An 18,139-nucleotide genomic window follows, 5' to 3' on the forward strand; every position below is an offset into this window, starting at 1 on the left:
GGGGCTCGGGGTGTCACAGCACCCGGATCGCCGACTCCGCGTGGTTCTTGGCGAGGCGCAGGGTCGCCGTGGAGTTGCGGCCCAGGGCCTCGCGGACGTAGCGGCGGGCCGCGGTGAGGGTGGCGCCGGGGCCCATGACCCGTTCGACGGCCTCCTCGCGCAGGACGACGCTGTGCTGGGAGACGACGGTGACGCCGGTGGTGTCGGGCACCACGGACCACTCGCCGGTGTGTGCCTCCATGAGGGCGGGCGTCGCGGTCTGCTTGTAGACGATGCGGCCCGCGTGCGGGAAGCAGACGCGGACGGACTCGGTGGTGTGCGCGCTGCCGTCGCCGGTGACGGTGTCCATGGACATGACCTGGACGCCCGGCGTGGGCTCGGTGAGGTCGAGCCGGGACACGTGCGGGATCAGCTCGGGCCAGTCGCCGACGCGGTAGAGGAAGTCGTAGACCAGCTCGGCGGGCCCGTTGACGCGCACCGAGTCCTCGAAGGACAGCACGAGGTCGTCGAGGCGCGCCCAGCGTTCGGCGAGCCGCTTCAGATTGTCGAGTTCGGCACGGGAGTTGGTGTCACAGGCCCGCTCCACCCACACCACGTCGTCGTAGCGGTCGCCGGTGACGGTGAAGTCGTGCAGCAGGGTCAGCCGGCTGCCGCCGCCGGGGCGCTCCTCGACGATCCAGGTGCCGTCCATCGTCTCGACCGGGGCCTGAGGCCGGGTCTGCCGGAAGGTGACTCGGCGGGCCGCCGGGTCCTGGGTGCGTTCGGAGATCCAGGAGCGCACCTCGCCGTTGGCGGTCGCCCACATCCGCAGCCGCTCCTCGCGGCCGTCGAACTCCAGGCGTTCCACGTGGACGTTGGGCGGGAAGAACAGCGGCCAGCGCACGGCGTCCGCGATCAGTCCGTAGACGACGCCCGGCTGGGCGTCCACCTCGACGCAGTGCCGTGTCCGGTGCACACGCTCGTCCGACACCACACACCTCCTCATCGGTTGTTCGGGGATCAGGGTCAGAAGTTGCCGAGGCCGCCGCACACGTTGAGGGCCTGCGCGGTGATGGAGGCGGCGGGCTCGGACGCCAAGTAGCCGACCAGGGCGGCGACTTCCTGCGGCGTGGAGTAGCGGCCGAGCGGGATCTTCGCCTCGAACTGCGTTTGTACGTGCGCCTCCGTGGTCTCCCACGCGGCGGCGTAGCCCTCCCGCACCCGCTGGGCCATGGGTGTCTCGACGTAGCCGGGGCAGACCGCGTTGACGGTCACTCCGGTCGGGGCGAGTTCACGGCCGAGGGCCTTGGTGAAGCCGACGACGCCGTGCTTGGAGGCGCTGTAGGGGGCGCCGAGGAGGACGCCCTGTTTGCCGGCCGTGGAGGCGATGTTGATGATGCGTCCGTGGGCGGCGCCGTCCAGGCCGCCGTTGCGCAGTGCCTCGCGGGTCACGCGGAAGACACTGTTGAGGTTGGTGTCGACGACGTCGTCCCACAGCTCGTCGGTGAGTTCGGCGGTGACACCTCCGCCGCTGCGGCCCGCGTTGTTGACGAGGACGGTGAGCGGCCCGTACGTGTCGACGGCGGCGCGCACGAGGGCGGCGACGTCCTCGCGGGAGCGCACGTCGGCGGCCTGCCCGGCGACGTCGAGGCCCTCGTCGCGCAGTTCCTCCACGGTCCGCTTGACGGCGAGTTCGGTGCGGGCGCACAGGAAGACGCGGTGTCCGGCGCGGCCGAGGGTGCGGGCCACTGCGAGGCCGATGCCGCTGGTGCCGCCGGTGACCAGGGCGACGGGCCGGCGCTCGGCGGGGGCGGGGGTGGCGGGCATGGTCAGCGCTCCTTCGTCGGGGTCGGTACGGGGGTCAGGACCGGGCCCGGTTCCGGGCGCGCCGCGTCGGCGAGCGGCACGGCCGGTCCGACGGGGGCGAGGGCCCGGCGCAGGGCGGCGCGGCTGAGGACGGGGCCGCGCGCGGCGACGTAGCCGTCGGGCCGCACGAGGAGCCAGGCGCCGGGGTCGAGACCGAGCGCGGCGCGCAGCGCGCCGTCGGGATCGGCGAGCGGCGCGGGCCCCTCGGAGCCGTCGGGGCGGCCGCCGACGGTGCGTACGGAGAGCCATTCGCCGTACTGCGCGGCCGCGGTGACGGCGACGCCGACGGGCACGTCGCCGGGTCCTGTGCCGCCCGCGCCGAGCAGCAGCGTCCAGCGCACGTCGCGCAGTTGGGCGGCGAGGGCGTCGTAGGCGGTGCGGGCGGCGGGCGTGGTGTCGTCGAGGGTGAAGGACCTGGCGCGCTCGCCGGGCGCGGGTCCGGTCGCGGCGGGCCGGTCGTGGGTGGTGACGGGTGAGTCGGCGTAGCCGATGCGCAGTCCGGACATGCCGCCGAGGACCTTGCGCTGGATGGCGCGGCGCAGCGGGGTGACGCGGCGTACGACGGCGAAGACGACCGGCAGGGCGGCCGCGGCGAGCAGGTTCTTGAGCTGGACGAGGACGGTGGCGGTGCGGGTGGAGTCGAGCAGGGCGGCGCCGATGGGCACCCGTTCCTGGCTGTAGCTGTCGAGCAACTCCGTTGCCGCGTGACCCTGTTCGACCTGGGCGAGCTTCCAGGCCAGGTTGTACGCCTCCTGGATTCCGGTGTTCATGCCCTGTCCGGAGGCGGGGCTGTGCACGTGGGCGGCGTCGCCGGCGACGAAGACGCGGCCGTCCCGCATCCGCTCGACCATGCGCTGCTGGAAGGTGAACACGGAGGTCCAGTCGCTGGCGCCGACCCGCACCTCGCGGCCGAGCCCTTTGGACAGCTTCGCGCCCAGCCGCTCCTCGGCGCCCTCCGTGTCCCCGCCGGGCACGGTGTCGAGCAGCCGCCAGTACCCTTCGCGGGCGTACGGGACCATCATGAGGGCCTGGCCGCCGGTGTGCGCCCAGTAGATGGTGTCGGGCGGCAGGTCCATGGTGACGGGCACGTCGGCGAGCATCCAGGTCTCGCTGCTGACGCCGTGCAGTTCGAGCCCGAGGAGCTTGCGGACGGTGCTGTGCCCGCCGTCGCAGCCGACCAGCCACGAGGTGTCGACGGTCTGTTGCCGCCCTTCGGTGTCCTCCAGGGTGACGCGCACCCCGTCCTCGTGCTGGGCGAATCCGGTGAGGCGTACGCCCCACTCCACCTCGACGCCGAGCCGGGCGACGGCCTCGCGCAGCACCGCCTCGGTCTCGGTCTGCGCGATGACGAGGGTGAACGGGTACGCGGTGGGCATCGACGCGTAGTCCGCCTGGAGCCGCACCAGGCGGCGGCCCTCGGCGTACATGGTGAAGGCCCGGTTGCGGCGGCCGCGCGCCAGCATCGCGTCGACGACGCCCATCTGGTCGTAGGTCTCCAGGGTGCGGGGGTGTGTGGCCACGGCGCGGCTGGTGCGCGCGGGGCCGGGCGCCGCGTCGACGAGGCGGACGCGCAGGCCGCGGCGGGCCAGTTCGTGGGCGGCGGTCAGGCCGACGGGTCCGGCGCCCGCGATCAGCACCTGGGGCCGGGCTGCGGACTCCTTGCCGAGGGTCACCATGAGCGGTCTCCCGGAGTGGTGGTCGAGTGGATGGCTGTGGGGGTCATGCCGCGGCACGCTCTCTCAACTTCTGCCGCACGGAGCGTCGTTGGGGTTTCCCGGTCGGGGTGCGCGGCACGGCGTCGAGGGCTTCGGCGAAGCGGATGCGTTCGAAGGAGCCGAGGCGTTCGTTGGCGCGCTCGGCGATCTCGTCCAGGACGTCGAGGACGCCGACGCCCCACGGTTCGCTCCCGGCGTCCTCGCGCAGCACGATTCCCGCCCAGACGAGCGCGCCGTGCTCGGCGTCGGGCCAGTCGGCGACGAGGCAGTCGGCGACGCGCGGGTCCTCGGCGAGGATCCGCTCGACGCGGCTGGGCGAGACGATCTCGTTGTCGTACTTGAAGACGTCGTCGAGCCGGTCGACGAGACACAGGTTGCCCTCGTCGTCGACGTAGCCGACGTCACCGGTGGCGAACCAGCCGTCCGCGTCGATCCGGGCGGCCGGGCCCTTCCCCTCCTCATGGAGGTAGCCGGCCATCAACTGGGGCCCCCGTACCTGGACTTCGCCGGTGGACCAGACGTCGACGGGACGCCCCGTCGTCAGGTCGACGAGGCGGCACTCGGTGCCGGGCACGACGGTGCCGACGGTGCCGGGGCGGTAGCGGCCGGGGCGCTGGCAGTGGGTGAGCGGGGCCAGTTCGGCCATGCCGTAGCCCTGGATGACGGGGACGCCGAACCGCTTCTCCAGGGCACGGGCCGCGCGGGGCCGCAGCGCCGCCCCGCCGGACAGCACGGCGGTGAGCCGCAGCCCGCGCGGCGCCGCGGCGGCCGGGCGTTCGTCGGCGGCGAGGGCGTGCAGGCGGGCGGGCAGCCCGTAGTAGTGGGTGGCTCCGGTCTCCGCGGCGAGGGCGAGGGAGGCGACGGGGTCGGGGTCCTGGCACAGCACCTGGCAAGCACCGGCGCAGAGCGCCGAGTTGAGGTGCATCACGTGGTAGAGCGGCAGGTGGTTGAGGGTCACGGAGTCGGCGGTCAGGCCGTGCGCGACGGCGACCTGCCAGGCGTTGGCGACGACGTTGCGGTGGGTCAGCAGGACGCCCTTGGGGGCGCCGGTCGTCCCGGTGGTGAACTGCACGCAGGCGATGTCGCCGGGATCGGCGGCGGGCGCGGGGGCGCGCCCGGCCGGTACCGCGTCGAGCAGGGTGTGCAGGGGTTCGGTGTCGGCGGGAACGACGCCGTCGGGGGCGTCGGTGACCACGACGGCGCGCAGGGCGGGCAGGTCGCGGCGGAGCTTGGTGACCGGTCCCGCGACGGCGCCGGGCGCGAGGACCAGCTCGACGTCGGCGGCGGCCAGCACGTGCCGCAGGCCCTCCTGCGGGAGCAGCGGATTCACGAGGACGACCGTCGCACCGGCCCGCAGGACGCCGTAGTAGGCGGCGGCGAACTCGGGGTCGAGGGTGTGGACGACACCGATCCGGCCGCCGCGGCCGATGCCCGTCGAGGTCAGCAGGCCGGCGATCCGGTCGGCGTACGCGTCGAGTGCGGCGAAGCGCAGCGTCCGGGTCGCGGTGCGCACGGCGGTGCCGTCCGGGTCGCGGCGCGCCGCGCGCCGCAGCAGTGCGTCCACCGGAAGGTCGTTGTACGGGACGTCGCCCACGTGGTGTCTCCTCCCGCTCGTGTCGATGGGTCCCACCGTCCGCCGGGGCGCTTGAGGAATCTTCGAAGAACACTCGATCGGCGCCGGGGACGGTGTCGTGAACCGCCGGACATCCGCTGCCGGTTCGCAGGAGAGGAAGCCCCGATGACCGTCGAGTCCCCGCACGCCCACCCGTTCACGGAGACGGAGTTCGGCGTGCTCTACGCCGAGGTCCAGTGGTTCTACGCCCACCAGATGCAGCTGTTCGACGCGCACGAGGCCGACCGCTGGGCCGCCACGTTCACCGAGGACGCCGTCTTCGCCGTGCCGACCCTGGACGCTCCGGTGCGCGGGCGCGCCGACCTGGCCGCGAACGTGCACCGCAACCGGGCCCGCCAGGACCGCGACGGCGAGCAGCTGCGGCACTGGATCGGCATGCTGGACGTGACACCGCGCCCGGACGGCACCCTGCGCACGCGCGCGTACGCGCTCGTCTACGCGACCGTGCGCGGCGGCGCATCGACGGTGTCGCGGGTGTGCGTGATGGAGGACGAACTGGTGCGCTGCCGGGGGAAGTTGCGGGTGCGGTACCGGCTGGTCACGCGCGACGACCTGGGCTGACGGCGCCGCGCCGGGCCTGGCGAGTCCTCCTCAGGCCCGGCACACCGACGGCCCGCCGTGGTGCTGTGCCATGTCCCGGAACCACCGCGCGACGTCCAGCGCCGCGCCCGGCTCGGCGCCGTGTTCCTCGGCGTAGGCGCGGTGCAGGTTCGGCACGAGGCGTTCGGCGTCGAGGAGCCCGGCGTACGGGCCGAGGTCCGCATGCCGGGCGGCGGCGAGCGGGGTGAGTCCCGCGGCGATGCCCTCGCGGGCGAGGCGTTGCAGGTGGCGGAAGTAGCCGGCGTCCTCGTCGAGGAGTTCGGGGCCTCCGACGGGCCCGTGGCCGGGGACGACGACGAGCGGATCGAGGGCGCGCAGCGTCGCGAGGGCGCGCAGGGAGCCGGTGACCGAGCCCATGGGGCAGAACGGGGTGACACCGTTCATCACGACGTCGCCCGCGAACAGGACCCGCCGCTCGGGCAGCCACACCACGGTGTCGCCCCTGGTGTGGGCGAGCCCCACGTGCAGCAGTTCGGCGCGCACCGGCCCGATGTGCAGGGTCAGCCGGTCCCGGAAGGTGAGCTGTGGCGGGACGAGTTCCAGGTCGCCCCAGTGCACGTCGGGCCAGAGGCCGGTCAGGTGCAGTCCGGCGGCGACGGCCTCGGCGCGGGCGTCCTCGTGGCCGACGACGACCGCTTCGGGGAAGAGGAAGTTGCCGAAGGTGTGGTCGCCGTGGAAGTGGGTGTTGACCAGCAGGCGCGGCGGCGCGCCGGTGACGGTGACGACCCGCTCCCGCAGCGCCGCCGCCCGCGCCTGCGTGGCGACGGTGTCGACGAGGGCGCTCTCGCCGCGCCGGCCGACGACGAGGCCCGCGTTGTTCAGGCACCAGCCGCCGTCGGCCTGTGTGTAGGCGTGGACGCCGTCGGCGATCTCGGTGAGGGCCCCGAACTCCCGCATGTCAGCGCGCGGTTCGGGCGGACAGCGCGCCGTTGACGAGGTCGAGGTACTGGCGCGGGGTCCGCGCCTCGTCGAGGGCCTCCTCGTCGAGCGTCACGTCGTGGTCGCGCTCGACGACCCCGGTGACCTGGAGCAGGGCCAGCGAGTCGTAGCCCAGGTCCAGGAAGAGGGTGTCGAGGGCGGCCTCGTCCAGGGGCGCGCCCTCGTCACCGCCGGCGGCGTCGCGCAGCAGAACGGCAAGGTCGTTCGGTTGAAGGCGGTCCACGGTGTTTCCTTCCTGGTACGTGGTCTGGTGCGAGGTGAGGGCGCCGGATGCCTCAGGGCCTGTCGTGTGGATCAGGCCCTAGGGGCGCGGTCCGCGGACGACCGCAGCCGCGTTGAACCCGCCGCGTCCGCGCGCGAGCACGAGCGCGTGCCGCAGCGCCGCCGGGCGCGCCGCGCCGGTGACGAGGTCGACGGGGCAGTCGTCGGCGATCCGGCCCACGGGGGCCGTCGGCGGGATCACCTGGTCGCGCAGCGCCAGCAGCGCCGCCGCCAGGTCGACCGCGGCGCCGCCCGAACCCAGGCGCCCCGTCAGGGACTTGGGGGCGGTGACGGGCACGGCGTGCGGGCCGAAGAGCGTACGCAGAGCGGCGGCCTCGGCGCGGTCGGCGGCGCGTTCGCCCGCCGCGTCGGCGAACACCACGTCCACGTCCGCCGCGTCGAGGCCCGCGTCGGCGAGCGCGAGCCGCGCCGCGTCGAGGAGCCGGGGCGCGCCGCGTCCCGGGGCCGGGTCGAAGGTGGCGGCGCATCCCTCGACGGTGCCGAGGACGCGGGCGCCGCGGGCGTGGGCGAGGTCGCCGTCCTCCAGGACGAGCAGGGCGCCGCCCTCCCCCACGACGTGCCCCGACGCGTCGGCGGAGAACGGCAGGTAGGCGCGCTCGGGGTCACGGCTCGTGCTCAGGCCGCCCGCGGCGAGCTGCGCGGTGAACCCCCACGGGCACACCGCCGCGTCGAAGCCGCCGGTGAGCACGGCGAGCCCGCCGCGGCGCAGTTGCCGCCGGGCCTGCGCGACCGCGTCGAGGCCGCCCGCCTGCTCGGAGACGAGGACGCCGCTGGGGCCGCGCAGTCCGTGCCGGATGGAGATCTGGCCGGAGTTGGCGGCGTAGAACCAGGCGAAGGACTGGTAGGCGCCGACGTGCCGGCTTCCCCGGCTCCACAGCGCCTGGAGTTCGCGCTGCCCGAACTCGAAGCCGCCCGCGCCGTTGGCGGTGACGACGCCGACCGCGTAGTCGGGCAGGGCCGCCGGGTCCAGGTCCGCGTCGCCGAGCGCCTCCGCGGCGGCGGCGAGGGCGAGCCGGGTGACCCGGTCCGTCTGCGGCAGCAGCCGGTCCGGCACGTGCTCGGCGTCGTCGAAGCCGGTGACCTCGCCCGCGAGGGCGGCGGGGTAGCCGGAGGCGTCGAAGCGGGTGACGGGGCCGATGGCGCGCTGTCCGCGCAGCATCGCGGCCCACCAGGTCTCGGTGCCGACGCCGCCGGGGGCGACGACCCCGATCCCGGTGACGGCCGCGGTCGTCGAGCCGGCCCGCAGCAGTCCGTCGTGTTCGATGGCGGGGGCGGTCATGCGGCGGCCTCCGTCCGGGGCGCGGTGAGCACCATCGCGCTCTGGAATCCGCCGAATCCGCTGCCGACGCTGAGGACCGTGTCGGTGCGCTGCTCGCGGGCGACGAGCGGTACGTAGTCGAGGTCGCAGTCCGGGTCGGGCTCGTGCAGATTCGCGGTGGGCGGCACGGTGTCGTGCTCGATGGCGAGGGCGCTGGCGGCGATCTCCAGGGAGCCGATCGCGCCGAGCGAGTGCCCGATCATCGACTTGATGGAGCTGACCGGCACCCGGTGGGCGTGCGCTCCGAGGCTCGCCTTGAACGCGGCCGTCTCGTGCTTGTCGTTCTGTTTGGTGCCCGAGCCGTGGGCGTTGACGTAGTCGACTGCCGTCGCGTCGAGCCGGGCCTCGTCGAGGGCGACGCGGATGGCCTCGGCCATCTCCCGTCCGTCCAGACGCAGTCCGGTCATGTGGTACGCGTTGGAGCGGCTGGCGAACCCGGCGATCTCGGCGTAGACGTGGGCGCCGCGGCGCACGGCACGGCCGTGCTCCTCCAGGACGAGGACGGCGCTGCCCTCGCCGAGGACGAAGCCGCCGCGGGTGCGGTCGAAGGGGCGCGAGGCGCTCTCCGGTTCGTCGTTGCGGGCGCAGGTGGCGCGGATCGCGTCGAAGGAGGCGAGCGTGATCGGCGTGATCGGTGCCTCGGACGCGCCGGCCACCATGACGTCGGCGCTGCCCTCGCGGATCAGTTCCACGGCGTGCCCGAGCGAGTCGAGGCCGGAGGTGCAGCCGGTGGAGACGACGGCGACGGGCCCCAACGCGCCGACGTCGCGGGCGACTTCGGCGGCGACGGAGCTGGGCACCAGGTAGTCGCCGAGCCGGTCCTCGGCCCGCGCGGGGTCCAGGAGCCAGTGGCTGCCGCCCTCGCTGACCTGGGCGTACACCTCGTCGAGTCCGCTGCTGCACCCGACGGCGGTGCCCAGGGTCACGCCGGTGCGTTCGGCGCCGGGGGCCAGGTCGAGGCCGCTGTCGGCGACGGCCTCGCGGGCGGCGACGAGCGCGAACTGGGCGACCCGGTCCAGGCGGTGTGCCTCGGCGGCGTCGAAGCCGTGCCGGGCCGGGTCGAAGTCGGCCTCGGCGGCGATCCGGGAGCGGAATCCGGCAGCGTCGAAGCGGGTGATGCGGCGGGTCGCGGTGCGCCCTTCGGTGAGCAGCGACCAGAACGCGGCGGTGCCGACGCCGCCGGGGGCGACGACGCCGATGCCGGTGACGGCAACGCGCCTCATCGGCCGCTCACCACCGGCTGCGGCGTGAGCCGGCGCACGACGCGCGCGGCCCTGCCCACCAGGCGGGGCAGTTCGGGCCCGCGGACGAAGAAGTGGTCGCCGGGCACGGTGCGTGCGGCGAACGGTCCGGTCGTCCAGCGCCGCCACCCGGCCACCGTCCCGGGCCGTGCCAGCGGGTCGTCGGCGCCCGCGACGGCGAGCACCGGCACGTCGAGCGGCCCCGCGGCGGACGGCTCGCGGGCGGCGAGGCGCAGTTCGTGGGCGAGGACGAGGTCGTCGCGCAGCACCGGCAGCACGGCCCGGTGCCACAGGTCGCCCGGCTCGGCGCCGCGGGGCAGGGCGCCGACGCCGTCGAGGAGGTGCAGCAGGTCCTCGTCGGCGGCGCGGCACTGGTCGGAGAGGTCGGAGAGCGCGTCGGGCGGCGGGCAGGCGCCGACGACGAGGAGCGCGGGCCCCGGCAGTCCCGCCTCGTGCAGGGCGCGGGTCACGGCGTGGGCGACGAGCGCGCCGAGGCTGTGCCCGTAGAGCACGTACGGGGTGTCGCGGTCCTCGTCGGTGAAGTGGCCGAGCAGGTCGGCGAGCAGGTCGGCGGGGCGGGTGACGCGGGGTTCGGCGCGCCGCCGCTCGCGGCCGGGCAGCAGGTGCGGCACGGTCAGGGCGCCGGGTCCGAGGCGGGGCGCCCAGCCGTAGAAGGCGGAGACGCCCGCCCCGGCGTGCGCGAAGCAGTGGATGCGCACGGGCCGCGTCCCCGCCGTGGTCCGTGTCTCGGTCGTGGTCCGCGTCTCGGTCATGGGCCGTCCTCTCGCGCCGGTTCCTGGCCGCGTGCAGCCTGGCAGCGCCGGCTCGAACGGCACTCGCGTGCGGGCTGCGTGCAGATGGAACGCCGCGGGTCCGCCGGTCAGGCCGCGTACAGGTCGAACGTGGACAGGCCGCGCGGCCCGCCCGCCACGTCCAGGGCGGGGTCGACGGCGAGCATGGCCTGGTGCAGGCGCTGGAGCTGCGGCGACGGCTCCACGCCGAGTTCCTCCACGAGGCGCACCCGCAGCCTGCGGTACACGTCGAGGGCGGTGGCCTGCCGCCCGGAGCGGTACAGGGCGACCATCGCCTGCGAGTGCAGCCCTTCGTGCTGGGGGTGCCGGGCGATCAGGTCGGTGAGTTCGGCGAGGACCTCGGTGTGGCGGCCGCAGCGCAGGTCCGCGTCGATCCGCCGTTCGACGGTGACGAGGCGGGACTCCTCCAGGCGCAGCACCTCGATGTCGAGGACCGGGCCGAGGCGTACGTCGACGAGGGCGGGGCCCTGCCACAGGGCGAGCGCGTCGCGGAACAGCCGGGCGGCCTGCTCGTCGTCTCCGCCGTCGAACGCGGAGCGCCCCTGTGTCACCAGCTGCTCGTAGCGGTGCACGTCGACGGCGTCGGGGGCGATCTGGAGTAGGTAGCCGCCGTGACGGGTGGCCAGGACCTCCTTGGCGGTGCCGGGCGCGTCGGGGCCCATGGCGGTGCCGAGGCGGCGGCGCAGCTGGAGGATGTACGTCTGGAGCGTGGTCATGGCGCTCTGCGGCGAGTTGCTGCCCCAGATCTCCTCCATGAGCGTGGAGACGGGCACGACGCGGCCCGGGTAGAAGGCGAGCAGGGCGAGGAGCTGCCGGGGCTTGCCGGCGGTCGGCACGATCGACACTCCGTTGACTTCGGCGCTCAACGGGCCCAGAACCTGTATGCGCATGGTGTCCTCCCCAAGGACTGATCATGGACCGGTCGAGGCTGCCCGACCGTGTGGTCGTCTGTGCGCTGGGCACGCTAGCCGCGCCGGTCCGGTGCGCCGGGTTCTCTCGACCCGCGCTCGACCGGCCTTCCAACAGCCCTTGCGAGCTGGGACGTTCGGCTCCGCAACAGCGTCTCGAAGCCCGTCGTACGGAAGCTGGAGAACCGCTCGCGGGGCGTCCCGCGGCCCGCGCGGGGCGGCTACCGTGCGGGTCCCGACCGGATCGACGACGACAGGGCCACACCATGAGCGTCCTCACCACTTCGCGCCCGCAGGCCGCGCCGGGCGCCGCCGCGGGCGGGTCCGTCGAGTTCCGGCTGCTCGGCCCGGTCACGGTGCACGACGGCGCCGGTGGCGGGGCGGACATCACGCCGCCCGGTTCCAAACAGCGGGCCCTGCTGGCGGCGTTCGTCACGCACGCCGGGGTGCTGCTCGACGTCGACCGGCTCGCCGCGGAGCTGTGGGACGGGGCGCCGCCCGCGAACGCGGCGAACGCGCTTCAGGCCCACGTCGCCCGGCTGCGCCGGCTGCTGCCCGCGCCGGGCGGCGCCGCGCACGAGTGGATCAGCACCCTGCCCACGGGCTATCTGCTGAACCTGGGCCGGGCCTCCACCGACGTCCACCGCTTCACCCGGCGCTCCGCCGAGGGCCGCGCCACCCTCGCCACGGACCCGGCCGGGGCGGCGGAACTCCTGTCCCGTGCACTGGAGTTGTGGCGCGGCCCGGCGCTCCAGGACTGCCGTACGGGGCCGGTCTGCGCGGCCGAGGCCGACCGCCTCGACGAGCTGCGCCTCGTCACCCTGGAGGCCCGGTACGAGGCGGCGCTGCGCTGCGAGCGGCACGCCGAGTGCATCGGCGATCTGGAGCGGCTGACGGCCGACCATCCGCTGCGCGAGCGCTTCTACGACCTGCTGATGCTCGCCCTGTACCGCAGCGGACGGCAGGCGGAGGCGCTCGGCGTGTACGAACGGGCCAGGCGGCGGCTGATCACCACGCTGGGGGTGGAACCGGGACCGGCGCTGCGGGGCCGCCTGGAATCGATCCTCAACCACTCGCCCGCTCTGCCGACGGGCGACTGCGCGGCGCTGTCGGCGGAACTCGCCCACTTGCGCGGCCGCGTGGCCGAACTGGAGCAGGCCCAGCAGGAGTTGACGCACCGCCTGAACGCCACGGTTCGCGGATAGGACCCCGGAGGACCCCTCAGCCCACAGCAGGCGGCAGCTCCACCGTCTCCGGAACGCCGGGCGCCCAGGGGAAGCCGTGCCGCACCTGGACTGCTTCCACGGCCGCGGCGCCGGTCAGCGCGACCGCCGCGAGCACCCCCGGTACGGGTTCGAGTTCCACGAACCGCCAGCGTTCCGGGGCCGTTCGGGGCGGCGGCGCGAAGGCGCGCACGCCGCGTCGTTCGTCGAGGGTGACGGTGAAGGAGTCGAACGGTACGGCGAGGCCCAGGCCGCGCGCTTTGACGTACGCCTTCTTCACCGTCCACAGACGCAGCACACGCCGCTCCCGCGCGGCCCCGGGCCCGGCGTCCGCCGCCCACTGCCGCTCGGCGGGCGCGAGGGTCTCGGCGAGCGCGTCGTACGGCACTGATCCCCGCCCCTCAGCAGCGAGTTGACCGAGGTCCACGCCGATGCGGCAGCCGTGCGCCACGCCGAGCAGGCTGTGGCCGTGGGCGTAGGCGAGGTTGAAGTCGAGGCCAGGAGTGGCGGGTTCGTGGAGGAAGGGCCTGCCGCGTGCGCCGCGCCGGATGACCGCGGCGGCCTCCGGCACCCCGCACTCCAGGGCCAGCACCCGGCGGACGAGGGTGTGCGCGGCGACGTAGCGGCGCCGGTCGCGTTCGAACCGGAACCGGTCGGCCGTGCCGCATTCGTCGCCGTCCAGCCAGTGCGCGGCCAGCCGTGCGGCGATGCCGGGGGCGAGCGCGCCGCTGGGGCAGAACCAGAGGCCGACCCTGACGGGCGGGTTCATCCGGGGGCGCCGTCGTACCAGAGGGGGCGGCGCAGGAACGCCGTGTGCGGCAGGTCCACGGGCGGGTGCGGTGGCCGTCGCTCCAGTGCGGGCCAGTCGATGTCGAGGCCGGCGAGCCACAGCCGGGTGAGCTGCTCGACGCGTCCACCGCGCCACAGCGCGCGGAGATAGTCCTGGGTCTCCGGGGCGGCGCCGAGCCCGAGGGCGTCCCCGGTTCCGCCCGGCGGCACCACCTCCTCAGCGACGAACTCGTGCAACTGCTGGCGGAGTTGCTGCCGACTCGTGGGGCGCAGGGCGAGGCGGCAGGGCAGCGCGGACCGCGTGGCGCGGGTGGCCGCGGCCAGCTCTCCGAGCGCCACCCGCGCGCCCTCGGTCCCGGCCAGCCAGTCCGCGAACCGCTCCGCGGTGGCCCGCAGATGGTCCGGGGTGGGCGCCGAAAGCAGCACGAGTTGCGCGGCGCCGTCCTCGGTGTCGGGGGCGGCGGATCCGGAGGGGGTGAACGACTCCAGGACCGCCCTGGCCGCGGGGCCGTCCGGGATGCGGATCTCGACGGTGGCCACGCGCGGCCCCGGCCACGGCTCGGCCTGGCCGTCCGGCCGGAGGGGCGCCCTGGTGGCGTGCCGGAGTTGCAGGACGGCGGCGGTGAACGCGGCGATCCCGGTGGCCGCCCCGGCGTCGCCCACCCGGCGCAGGGTCGACTCCCGGTTCTCGTACAACCCCTCGACGGGTTCGTCGGCCGCGACGCACGCACCGGTGTCACGGACGACGGCGTGCACGGGGTCGCCGTCGGCGAGCGCCCGGACGAGCGGTTTCAGGACCACGGCGCCCACGCCCTCCCCCGCCCCGTCGCGGGCGCGCGCGGGGTGGAGCAGGAGTTCCGCCGCACCGGCGACGGCGACGGCGCACTCCCCGGCCCGCAGCGCGGCGACGGCGAGGTGCACGGCGACGAGCCCGGACGCCTCGGCGGCGTCGACGACCTGGGCGGGCCCGGTCAGGCCGAGCAGCCGGCCCAGCCGCCCGGCGAGGTCCCACTGTCCGCCGCCCCGGCCCCGCGAACCGGCCGCGAGCAGGGCGTAGTCGCATGCGCTCACCCCGGCGAACACCCCGACGGAGCGCGGCTGTCCGCCCGGCCCGAGCAGGGTGTCGAGGCGGGCGCCGGTCAGGCCCGCGTCCTCGAGGGCCTGCCATCCGACTTCGAGGAACAGCCGCTGCTGAGGGTCCGTCACAGCAGCTGTTTCGGGCGGAAGTTGAAAGAACTCCGGATCGAAGGCGTCGACTCCGCCGAGGAAGTGTCCGCGCCCACCTGCCGGAAGCGGCGAGGGCGTCGGGCGCGGGGCGGGCACGGCGGTGGCGGTGTCACGCCCGTCGCGCAGGTTCGCCCAGTACGTGGGCAGGTCGGGGGCGAACGGGTAGCGTCCGGCGAGCCCGATGACCGCGTACCGGTCCACGCCGACGCCGGCGTCCACCGCCGACCGCCCCACACCGGACTCGTCCTCGCGTGACCCCGGCTCCGCCTCCGCACCGCTCTCCGCGCCCCCGCCCTCGTACGCCCCCGCGTCCGGCAGCCCGGTCGGTACGCCGGTGAGGAGGTGCACGGCGCGGCCCCGGTCGAGCTGGCCGGACTTGAAGCGGGCCAGGATCTCGCGCTGGTCCATCGTCGGCCGCGCTTCAGCCGAGCCGGGGCAGCAGCGCCACCGCGTCGTCGAGGCTGACCCGGTCGTCGCGGACCGCGTCGAGGAGGTCGTCGAGCGACATCGTCGGTCCGGGCGCCGGGTCCGCCACGACCGCCGACGGCACCGGCGCCCCGTCCGGGAGCCGCGGCGCCACGAGCGCGCCGATGTGTCCGGCGAGCGCGGCGAGGGTCGGATGGTCGTGGAGCACGACGGCGCGCTCGCGCAGCCCGTACACCCGGTTGACGACGGCCATGTACTCGGCGCCGACGAGGGAGTCGACGCCCAGCACGCGGAACGGGGTGTCGGCGTCCAGGTCCCACGGTTCGCAGACGAGCACCCTGGCCAGTTCCTCGCGCAGTACGTCGGCGACGGGCAGCGCGGGGGCGGGTGGCGGAGCGGCCGGTGCGGCGGCAGGCGGGGCGGTGGGCTCGGATCGCACCTCTCCCGCGACGTGGCGCGCGAAGTGTGCGGGCGTGGCGTGGTCCAGGACCGCGGCGGCCTTGATGTCCGTACCGAAGTACGCGTTGACCGTGGCGACGAACTCCACGCCGAGCAGCGAGTCGAGGCCGAGCGCGGTGAACGGCTGCCCGGGATCGAGGGTGTCGGCCTTGCGTCGCGTGACGTCGGCCAGCATGCGCAGGAGCGCGGCCAGGACGTCGCCGGGGGTGCCCGACGGCGCGGCGGGCCCGGACGGGAGGTCACGGAACATGGAGGTCTCCAGGGGTGCCCGGTCGGCCGGGCCGAGAGGTGGGGGTCTGCGGCGGGGTCAGGCGACCTGGAGGGGTTCGCCCCGGGTGCGCGGCGGCGCCGTGCGGTAGCGGGCCGCCCGGCCGGGGGCCACGAGCACCGGCAGCAGCAGCTGCCACAACTCGTCGGTTCCGTGCCGCAGTTCGGCCGGGGAGCGCTGGTCGGCGCCGGGCGGCGCGACACCGTAGAGCAACGCCATGAGCAGGGCTTTGACGCCGTCGCCGCGGGCGGCCCCGGTCAGCTCGCCGACCATGTCGGCCTCGTCGAGGAGGTGCTGCGCCTCGGTGAGCCAGGCGCGGCGCAGGCCGGCGCGTCCGGGCGCCCCGCCGTGGGTGTCGTCGGCGAGCCGGAAGGCGGCCCTGACCACGGCGCTGTCCCGTCGGGCCCGAGCGAGCCAGTGCGTGAGGTCGATGAGGATCTGCACGGGCGCGTCGCCCGAGGCCCGCCGCTCGTCCAGGAAGTCCCGCAGCAGGGCGCCCGCCTGTTCCCGCACCGCGTCGGCGAGCCCCTCCTTCGACGTGAAGTGGAAGTACAGCGCACCCTTGGTCACCCCCGCGGCGGCGGCGATCCGGCCGAGCGTGGCACTGGCGTACCCGCTGCGCGTGATGAGCTTCGCCCCCTCTTCGAGGAGCCTGCGCCTCGTCCGTTCCGACCTCTCCTGCATGAGCCCCTCCCCGGCGCCCGTCGTCCCGCCCCGGCCCGCGCGGCCGCGCTCAGCTCGCCGCGCGGGCCAGCCGCTCGGTGGTGTCGGCTAGGGCCTTCTCGGGGCCCGCCATCAGGATCGAGCGCTGGAGTCGACGCAGCCCCGCGGACGGCTCGAGTCCCAGCTCCCGCACGAGGGAGGCGCGCAGCCGCTGGTAGACGTCGAGCGCCTCGCTGCGCCGCCCGGAGCGGTGCAGGGCCAGCATGAACTGTCCGTGCAGGTTCTCGTGGGTGCGGTAGCGGCGGACCAGGACGGTCAGCTCGCTCAGCAGCTCCCGGTGCCGGCCGAGGCGGAGGTCGGCCTCGATGCGCTGGTCGAGGGCGCACAGCCGGGTCTCCTCCAGGCGCCGGATCTCCATGTCGAGCTGGGGTCCGGCGTGCACGTCGGCGAGCGCGGAGCCGCTCCACAGGCGCAGTGCGTCGCTCAACTCGCGGGCCGCGCGCGGGAAGTCACCGGCGTCCATCGCGCGGTAGCCGCGCCCGGCGAGCCGCTCGAACTCGTGGACGTCGATGGTGCCGCCCGCGGTGTGCAGCATGTATCCGCCGGGGGCCGTGACGAGGATGTCCTTGGCCGTGCGCGGCGGCGCGCCCTGCGGGTCGCGCTCCAGGGCCGCGGTGATGAGGTCGCGCACTTGCAGCACGTACGTCTGCAAAGTGGTGCGGGCGCTGCGCGGCGGTCGCTCGCCCCACAGCTCCTCGATCAGTGACGCGACGGGGACGACTTGGTCCGCGCGCAGAGCCAGGAGGGCCAGCACCTGTCGCGCCTTGGGGGCCGTCGGCGTGACCGACACCCCGCCCTCTGTGACCACCAGCGCACCCAGCACTTCGATGTCCATGCCGCTTCCCCTCTTCACGGTCTACCTCTCGGCGCTCCTTGAAGTTAAAAACAGGACGGACGGTTTGTCAATACCAGACCATTCGTGCTGTTTCAAAGGATCTTCACGGTTATCCCCTCACGGCCCCCCACGGCCTCTCATGGCGCCACTCCCGTGCCACCTCAGCACAAAAGCCCCCAGAGGGGGCTTTCGGAGAGGCGAAAAGAAACAGGCCGGATGGTCTCTTCCTGTTGCTCGTGCGGGGCCGTCTCAGCGCAGGCGCAGACCGGGCGGTGCGTTTCGGGGGGTCCCGGACACCGACGGGGCCAGGCGCGGCAGCAGCACCTCCCAGATGCCGGCGACGCGGCGCCGGGTCAGCCACTCGGGGTTCTCCCGCCCGAGGGCCTCCAGGCCGACGGTGGCCGCGACGACGGCGTGCGCCGCGCTGCGGCCCGTGACCCCCCTGGCGAGCCGCCCGTCGCGCTCGGCGCGGCGCAGCGTCTCCTCGACCCAGCGCTGCCAGGCGCGGACGGGCCCCGGGCCGAGTTCGAACCCGGCCCGCACCACGATGTCGTCCGCGAGCCGGCCCATCAGCTCGTACGTCGCGTCGACCAGCGCCTGCACCGCGCAGCGCCCGCCGCCCGCACCGCTCTCGGGCCCCTGGGCGGCCCGGGTGATCCGGACCAGCGTGGCGACGGCCTCCTCCTCGACCGCCTGGGCGAGCGTCTGCTTGTTGGCGAAGTGGAAGTGCAGCGCGCCGTTGCTGACGCCCGCCCGCCTGCTGATCGTGGCGAGCCTGGCAGGTTCGTACCCGTCCTGTGCGAACACCTCGGCCGCCGCGTCGATCAGCGACCTCCGTGTGCGCTGTGCACGTTCCTGCTTGACCATGTCCGTCTCTCCCGGGGGCTCACCACGGC

General features: G+C 74.9%; 18 protein-coding genes. 2 read left to right on the top strand and 16 right to left on the bottom strand.

Annotation, left to right across the window (positions count from 1 at the left end; genetic code table 11):
- Positions 1-13 precede the first annotated feature (13 nt).
- Genes ACYBSK_RS25445 through ACYBSK_RS25460 form a run of 4 tightly spaced genes read right to left on the bottom strand, consistent with a single transcriptional unit; the run spans position 14 to position 5,154 of the window.
- Positions 14-970, bottom strand: coding sequence for an aromatase/cyclase (locus tag ACYBSK_RS25445; RefSeq protein ID WP_457479542.1), 957 nt, complete (start codon positions 968-970; stop codon positions 14-16).
- A 35-nt stretch (positions 971-1,005) separates the two neighbouring features.
- Positions 1,006-1,806: a 3-oxoacyl-ACP reductase FabG gene (fabG, locus tag ACYBSK_RS25450; protein ID WP_460243476.1), complete on the bottom strand. Its 801-nt coding sequence runs from the start codon at positions 1,804-1,806 to the stop codon at positions 1,006-1,008.
- A 2-nt stretch (positions 1,807-1,808) separates the two neighbouring features.
- Complete coding sequence (locus ACYBSK_RS25455) at positions 1,809-3,521, bottom strand: FAD-dependent oxidoreductase (RefSeq protein WP_460243477.1); 1,713 nt, start codon at positions 3,519-3,521, stop codon at positions 1,809-1,811.
- A 43-nt stretch (positions 3,522-3,564) separates the two neighbouring features.
- Positions 3,565-5,154, bottom strand: a complete 1,590-nt coding sequence (locus ACYBSK_RS25460) for a class I adenylate-forming enzyme family protein (RefSeq protein ID WP_460243478.1) — start codon at positions 5,152-5,154, stop codon at positions 3,565-3,567.
- Positions 5,155-5,298: 144 nt separating this feature from the next.
- On the opposite strand from ACYBSK_RS25460, the gene ACYBSK_RS25465 reads away from it, so the two are divergent.
- Positions 5,299-5,754 carry a nuclear transport factor 2 family protein gene (locus tag ACYBSK_RS25465; protein WP_457479546.1) on the top strand — a complete coding sequence of 152 codons (456 nt, stop codon included), beginning with the start codon at positions 5,299-5,301 and terminating at the stop codon, positions 5,752-5,754.
- A gap of 30 nt (positions 5,755-5,784) precedes the next feature.
- On the opposite strand, the gene ACYBSK_RS25470 is transcribed toward ACYBSK_RS25465, so the two are convergent.
- The 6 genes from ACYBSK_RS25470 to ACYBSK_RS25495 form a co-directional block, all read right to left on the bottom strand.
- Positions 5,785-6,690 (bottom strand): MBL fold metallo-hydrolase, encoded by a 906-nt coding sequence (locus ACYBSK_RS25470; RefSeq protein WP_460243479.1) that lies wholly within the window; start codon positions 6,688-6,690, stop codon positions 5,785-5,787.
- A 1-nt stretch (position 6,691) separates the two neighbouring features.
- Positions 6,692-6,955: an acyl carrier protein gene (locus tag ACYBSK_RS25475; protein ID WP_457479548.1), complete on the bottom strand. Its 264-nt coding sequence runs from the start codon at positions 6,953-6,955 to the stop codon at positions 6,692-6,694.
- A 78-nt stretch (positions 6,956-7,033) separates the two neighbouring features.
- The gene (locus tag ACYBSK_RS25480; protein WP_460243480.1) at positions 7,034-8,293 is read right to left on the bottom strand and encodes a beta-ketoacyl synthase N-terminal-like domain-containing protein; all 1,260 of its coding nucleotides are present in this window, start codon (positions 8,291-8,293) and stop codon (positions 7,034-7,036) included.
- A complete protein-coding gene (locus ACYBSK_RS25485) occupies positions 8,290-9,555 on the bottom strand; it encodes a beta-ketoacyl-[acyl-carrier-protein] synthase family protein (protein ID WP_460243481.1) in 1,266 nt (421 codons plus the stop codon). The genes ACYBSK_RS25480 and ACYBSK_RS25485 overlap by 4 nt, the downstream gene beginning before the upstream one ends.
- The gene (locus ACYBSK_RS25490; protein ID WP_460243482.1) at positions 9,552-10,346 is read right to left on the bottom strand and encodes a thioesterase II family protein; all 795 of its coding nucleotides are present in this window, start codon (positions 10,344-10,346) and stop codon (positions 9,552-9,554) included. The genes ACYBSK_RS25485 and ACYBSK_RS25490 overlap by 4 nt, the downstream gene beginning before the upstream one ends.
- A gap of 107 nt (positions 10,347-10,453) precedes the next feature.
- A complete protein-coding gene (locus ACYBSK_RS25495) occupies positions 10,454-11,275 on the bottom strand; it encodes an AfsR/SARP family transcriptional regulator (RefSeq protein WP_457479552.1) in 822 nt (273 codons plus the stop codon).
- A 284-nt stretch (positions 11,276-11,559) separates the two neighbouring features.
- On the opposite strand from ACYBSK_RS25495, the gene ACYBSK_RS25500 reads away from it, so the two are divergent.
- Positions 11,560-12,498: an AfsR/SARP family transcriptional regulator gene (locus ACYBSK_RS25500; protein WP_460243483.1), complete on the top strand. Its 939-nt coding sequence runs from the start codon at positions 11,560-11,562 to the stop codon at positions 12,496-12,498.
- 16 nt (positions 12,499-12,514) lie between these two features.
- Here the strand turns inward: ACYBSK_RS25500 and ACYBSK_RS25505 are convergent, their stop codons facing one another.
- The 6 genes from ACYBSK_RS25505 to ACYBSK_RS25530 all read right to left on the bottom strand — a co-directional run bounded on the left by ACYBSK_RS25505 (position 12,515) and on the right by ACYBSK_RS25530 (position 18,110).
- On the bottom strand, positions 12,515-13,285 hold the full coding sequence (locus tag ACYBSK_RS25505) for a 4'-phosphopantetheinyl transferase family protein (RefSeq protein ID WP_460243484.1): 771 nt from the start codon (positions 13,283-13,285) through the stop codon (positions 12,515-12,517).
- Positions 13,282-14,940: a beta-ketoacyl [acyl carrier protein] synthase domain-containing protein gene (locus tag ACYBSK_RS25510; RefSeq protein ID WP_460243485.1), complete on the bottom strand. Its 1,659-nt coding sequence runs from the start codon at positions 14,938-14,940 to the stop codon at positions 13,282-13,284. The genes ACYBSK_RS25505 and ACYBSK_RS25510 overlap by 4 nt, the downstream gene beginning before the upstream one ends.
- Positions 14,941-14,953: 13 nt before the next feature.
- Positions 14,954-15,667 (bottom strand): acyl carrier protein, encoded by a 714-nt coding sequence (locus tag ACYBSK_RS25515; protein WP_460243486.1) that lies wholly within the window; start codon positions 15,665-15,667, stop codon positions 14,954-14,956.
- A gap of 57 nt (positions 15,668-15,724) precedes the next feature.
- A complete protein-coding gene (locus ACYBSK_RS25520; RefSeq protein WP_460243487.1) occupies positions 15,725-16,369 on the bottom strand; it encodes a ScbR family autoregulator-binding transcription factor in 645 nt (214 codons plus the stop codon).
- Between the two features lie 49 nt (positions 16,370-16,418).
- A complete protein-coding gene (locus ACYBSK_RS25525) occupies positions 16,419-17,243 on the bottom strand; it encodes an AfsR/SARP family transcriptional regulator (protein WP_460243488.1) in 825 nt (274 codons plus the stop codon).
- Between the two features lie 249 nt (positions 17,244-17,492).
- Positions 17,493-18,110 (bottom strand): ScbR family autoregulator-binding transcription factor, encoded by a 618-nt coding sequence (locus ACYBSK_RS25530; RefSeq protein WP_460243489.1) that lies wholly within the window; start codon positions 18,108-18,110, stop codon positions 17,493-17,495.
- Positions 18,111-18,139 lie beyond the last annotated feature (29 nt).

It is taken from the genome of Streptomyces sp. BYX5S, assembly GCF_054724165.1.

What these genes read in the sequence shown, in the direction of transcription:
- ACYBSK_RS25455 (WP_460243477.1), bottom strand. Translation starts at nt 3,521, where the DNA reads ATGGTGACCCTCGGCAAGGAGTCCGCAGCCCGGCCCCAGGTGCTGATC.
- fabG (WP_460243476.1), bottom strand. Translation starts at nt 1,806, where the DNA reads ATGCCCGCCACCCCCGCCCCCGCCGAGCGCCGGCCCGTCGCCCTGGTC.
- ACYBSK_RS25505 (WP_460243484.1), bottom strand. Translation starts at nt 13,285, where the DNA reads ATGAACCCGCCCGTCAGGGTCGGCCTCTGGTTCTGCCCCAGCGGCGCG.
- ACYBSK_RS25530 (WP_460243489.1), bottom strand. Translation starts at nt 18,110, where the DNA reads ATGGTCAAGCAGGAACGTGCACAGCGCACACGGAGGTCGCTGATCGAC.
- ACYBSK_RS25525 (WP_460243488.1), bottom strand. Translation starts at nt 17,243, where the DNA reads ATGGACATCGAAGTGCTGGGTGCGCTGGTGGTCACAGAGGGCGGGGTG.
- ACYBSK_RS25495 (WP_457479552.1), bottom strand. Translation starts at nt 11,275, where the DNA reads ATGCGCATACAGGTTCTGGGCCCGTTGAGCGCCGAAGTCAACGGAGTG.
- ACYBSK_RS25515 (WP_460243486.1), bottom strand. Translation starts at nt 15,667, where the DNA reads ATGTTCCGTGACCTCCCGTCCGGGCCCGCCGCGCCGTCGGGCACCCCC.
- ACYBSK_RS25485 (WP_460243481.1), bottom strand. Translation starts at nt 9,555, where the DNA reads ATGAGGCGCGTTGCCGTCACCGGCATCGGCGTCGTCGCCCCCGGCGGC.
- ACYBSK_RS25520 (WP_460243487.1), bottom strand. Translation starts at nt 16,369, where the DNA reads ATGCAGGAGAGGTCGGAACGGACGAGGCGCAGGCTCCTCGAAGAGGGG.
- ACYBSK_RS25480 (WP_460243480.1), bottom strand. Translation starts at nt 8,293, where the DNA reads ATGACCGCCCCCGCCATCGAACACGACGGACTGCTGCGGGCCGGCTCG.
- ACYBSK_RS25510 (WP_460243485.1), bottom strand. Translation starts at nt 14,940, where the DNA reads ATGGACCAGCGCGAGATCCTGGCCCGCTTCAAGTCCGGCCAGCTCGAC.
- ACYBSK_RS25500 (WP_460243483.1), top strand. Translation starts at nt 11,560, where the DNA reads ATGAGCGTCCTCACCACTTCGCGCCCGCAGGCCGCGCCGGGCGCCGCC.
- ACYBSK_RS25490 (WP_460243482.1), bottom strand. Translation starts at nt 10,346, where the DNA reads ATGACCGAGACGCGGACCACGACCGAGACACGGACCACGGCGGGGACG.
- ACYBSK_RS25465 (WP_457479546.1), top strand. Translation starts at nt 5,299, where the DNA reads ATGACCGTCGAGTCCCCGCACGCCCACCCGTTCACGGAGACGGAGTTC.
- ACYBSK_RS25470 (WP_460243479.1), bottom strand. Translation starts at nt 6,690, where the DNA reads ATGCGGGAGTTCGGGGCCCTCACCGAGATCGCCGACGGCGTCCACGCC.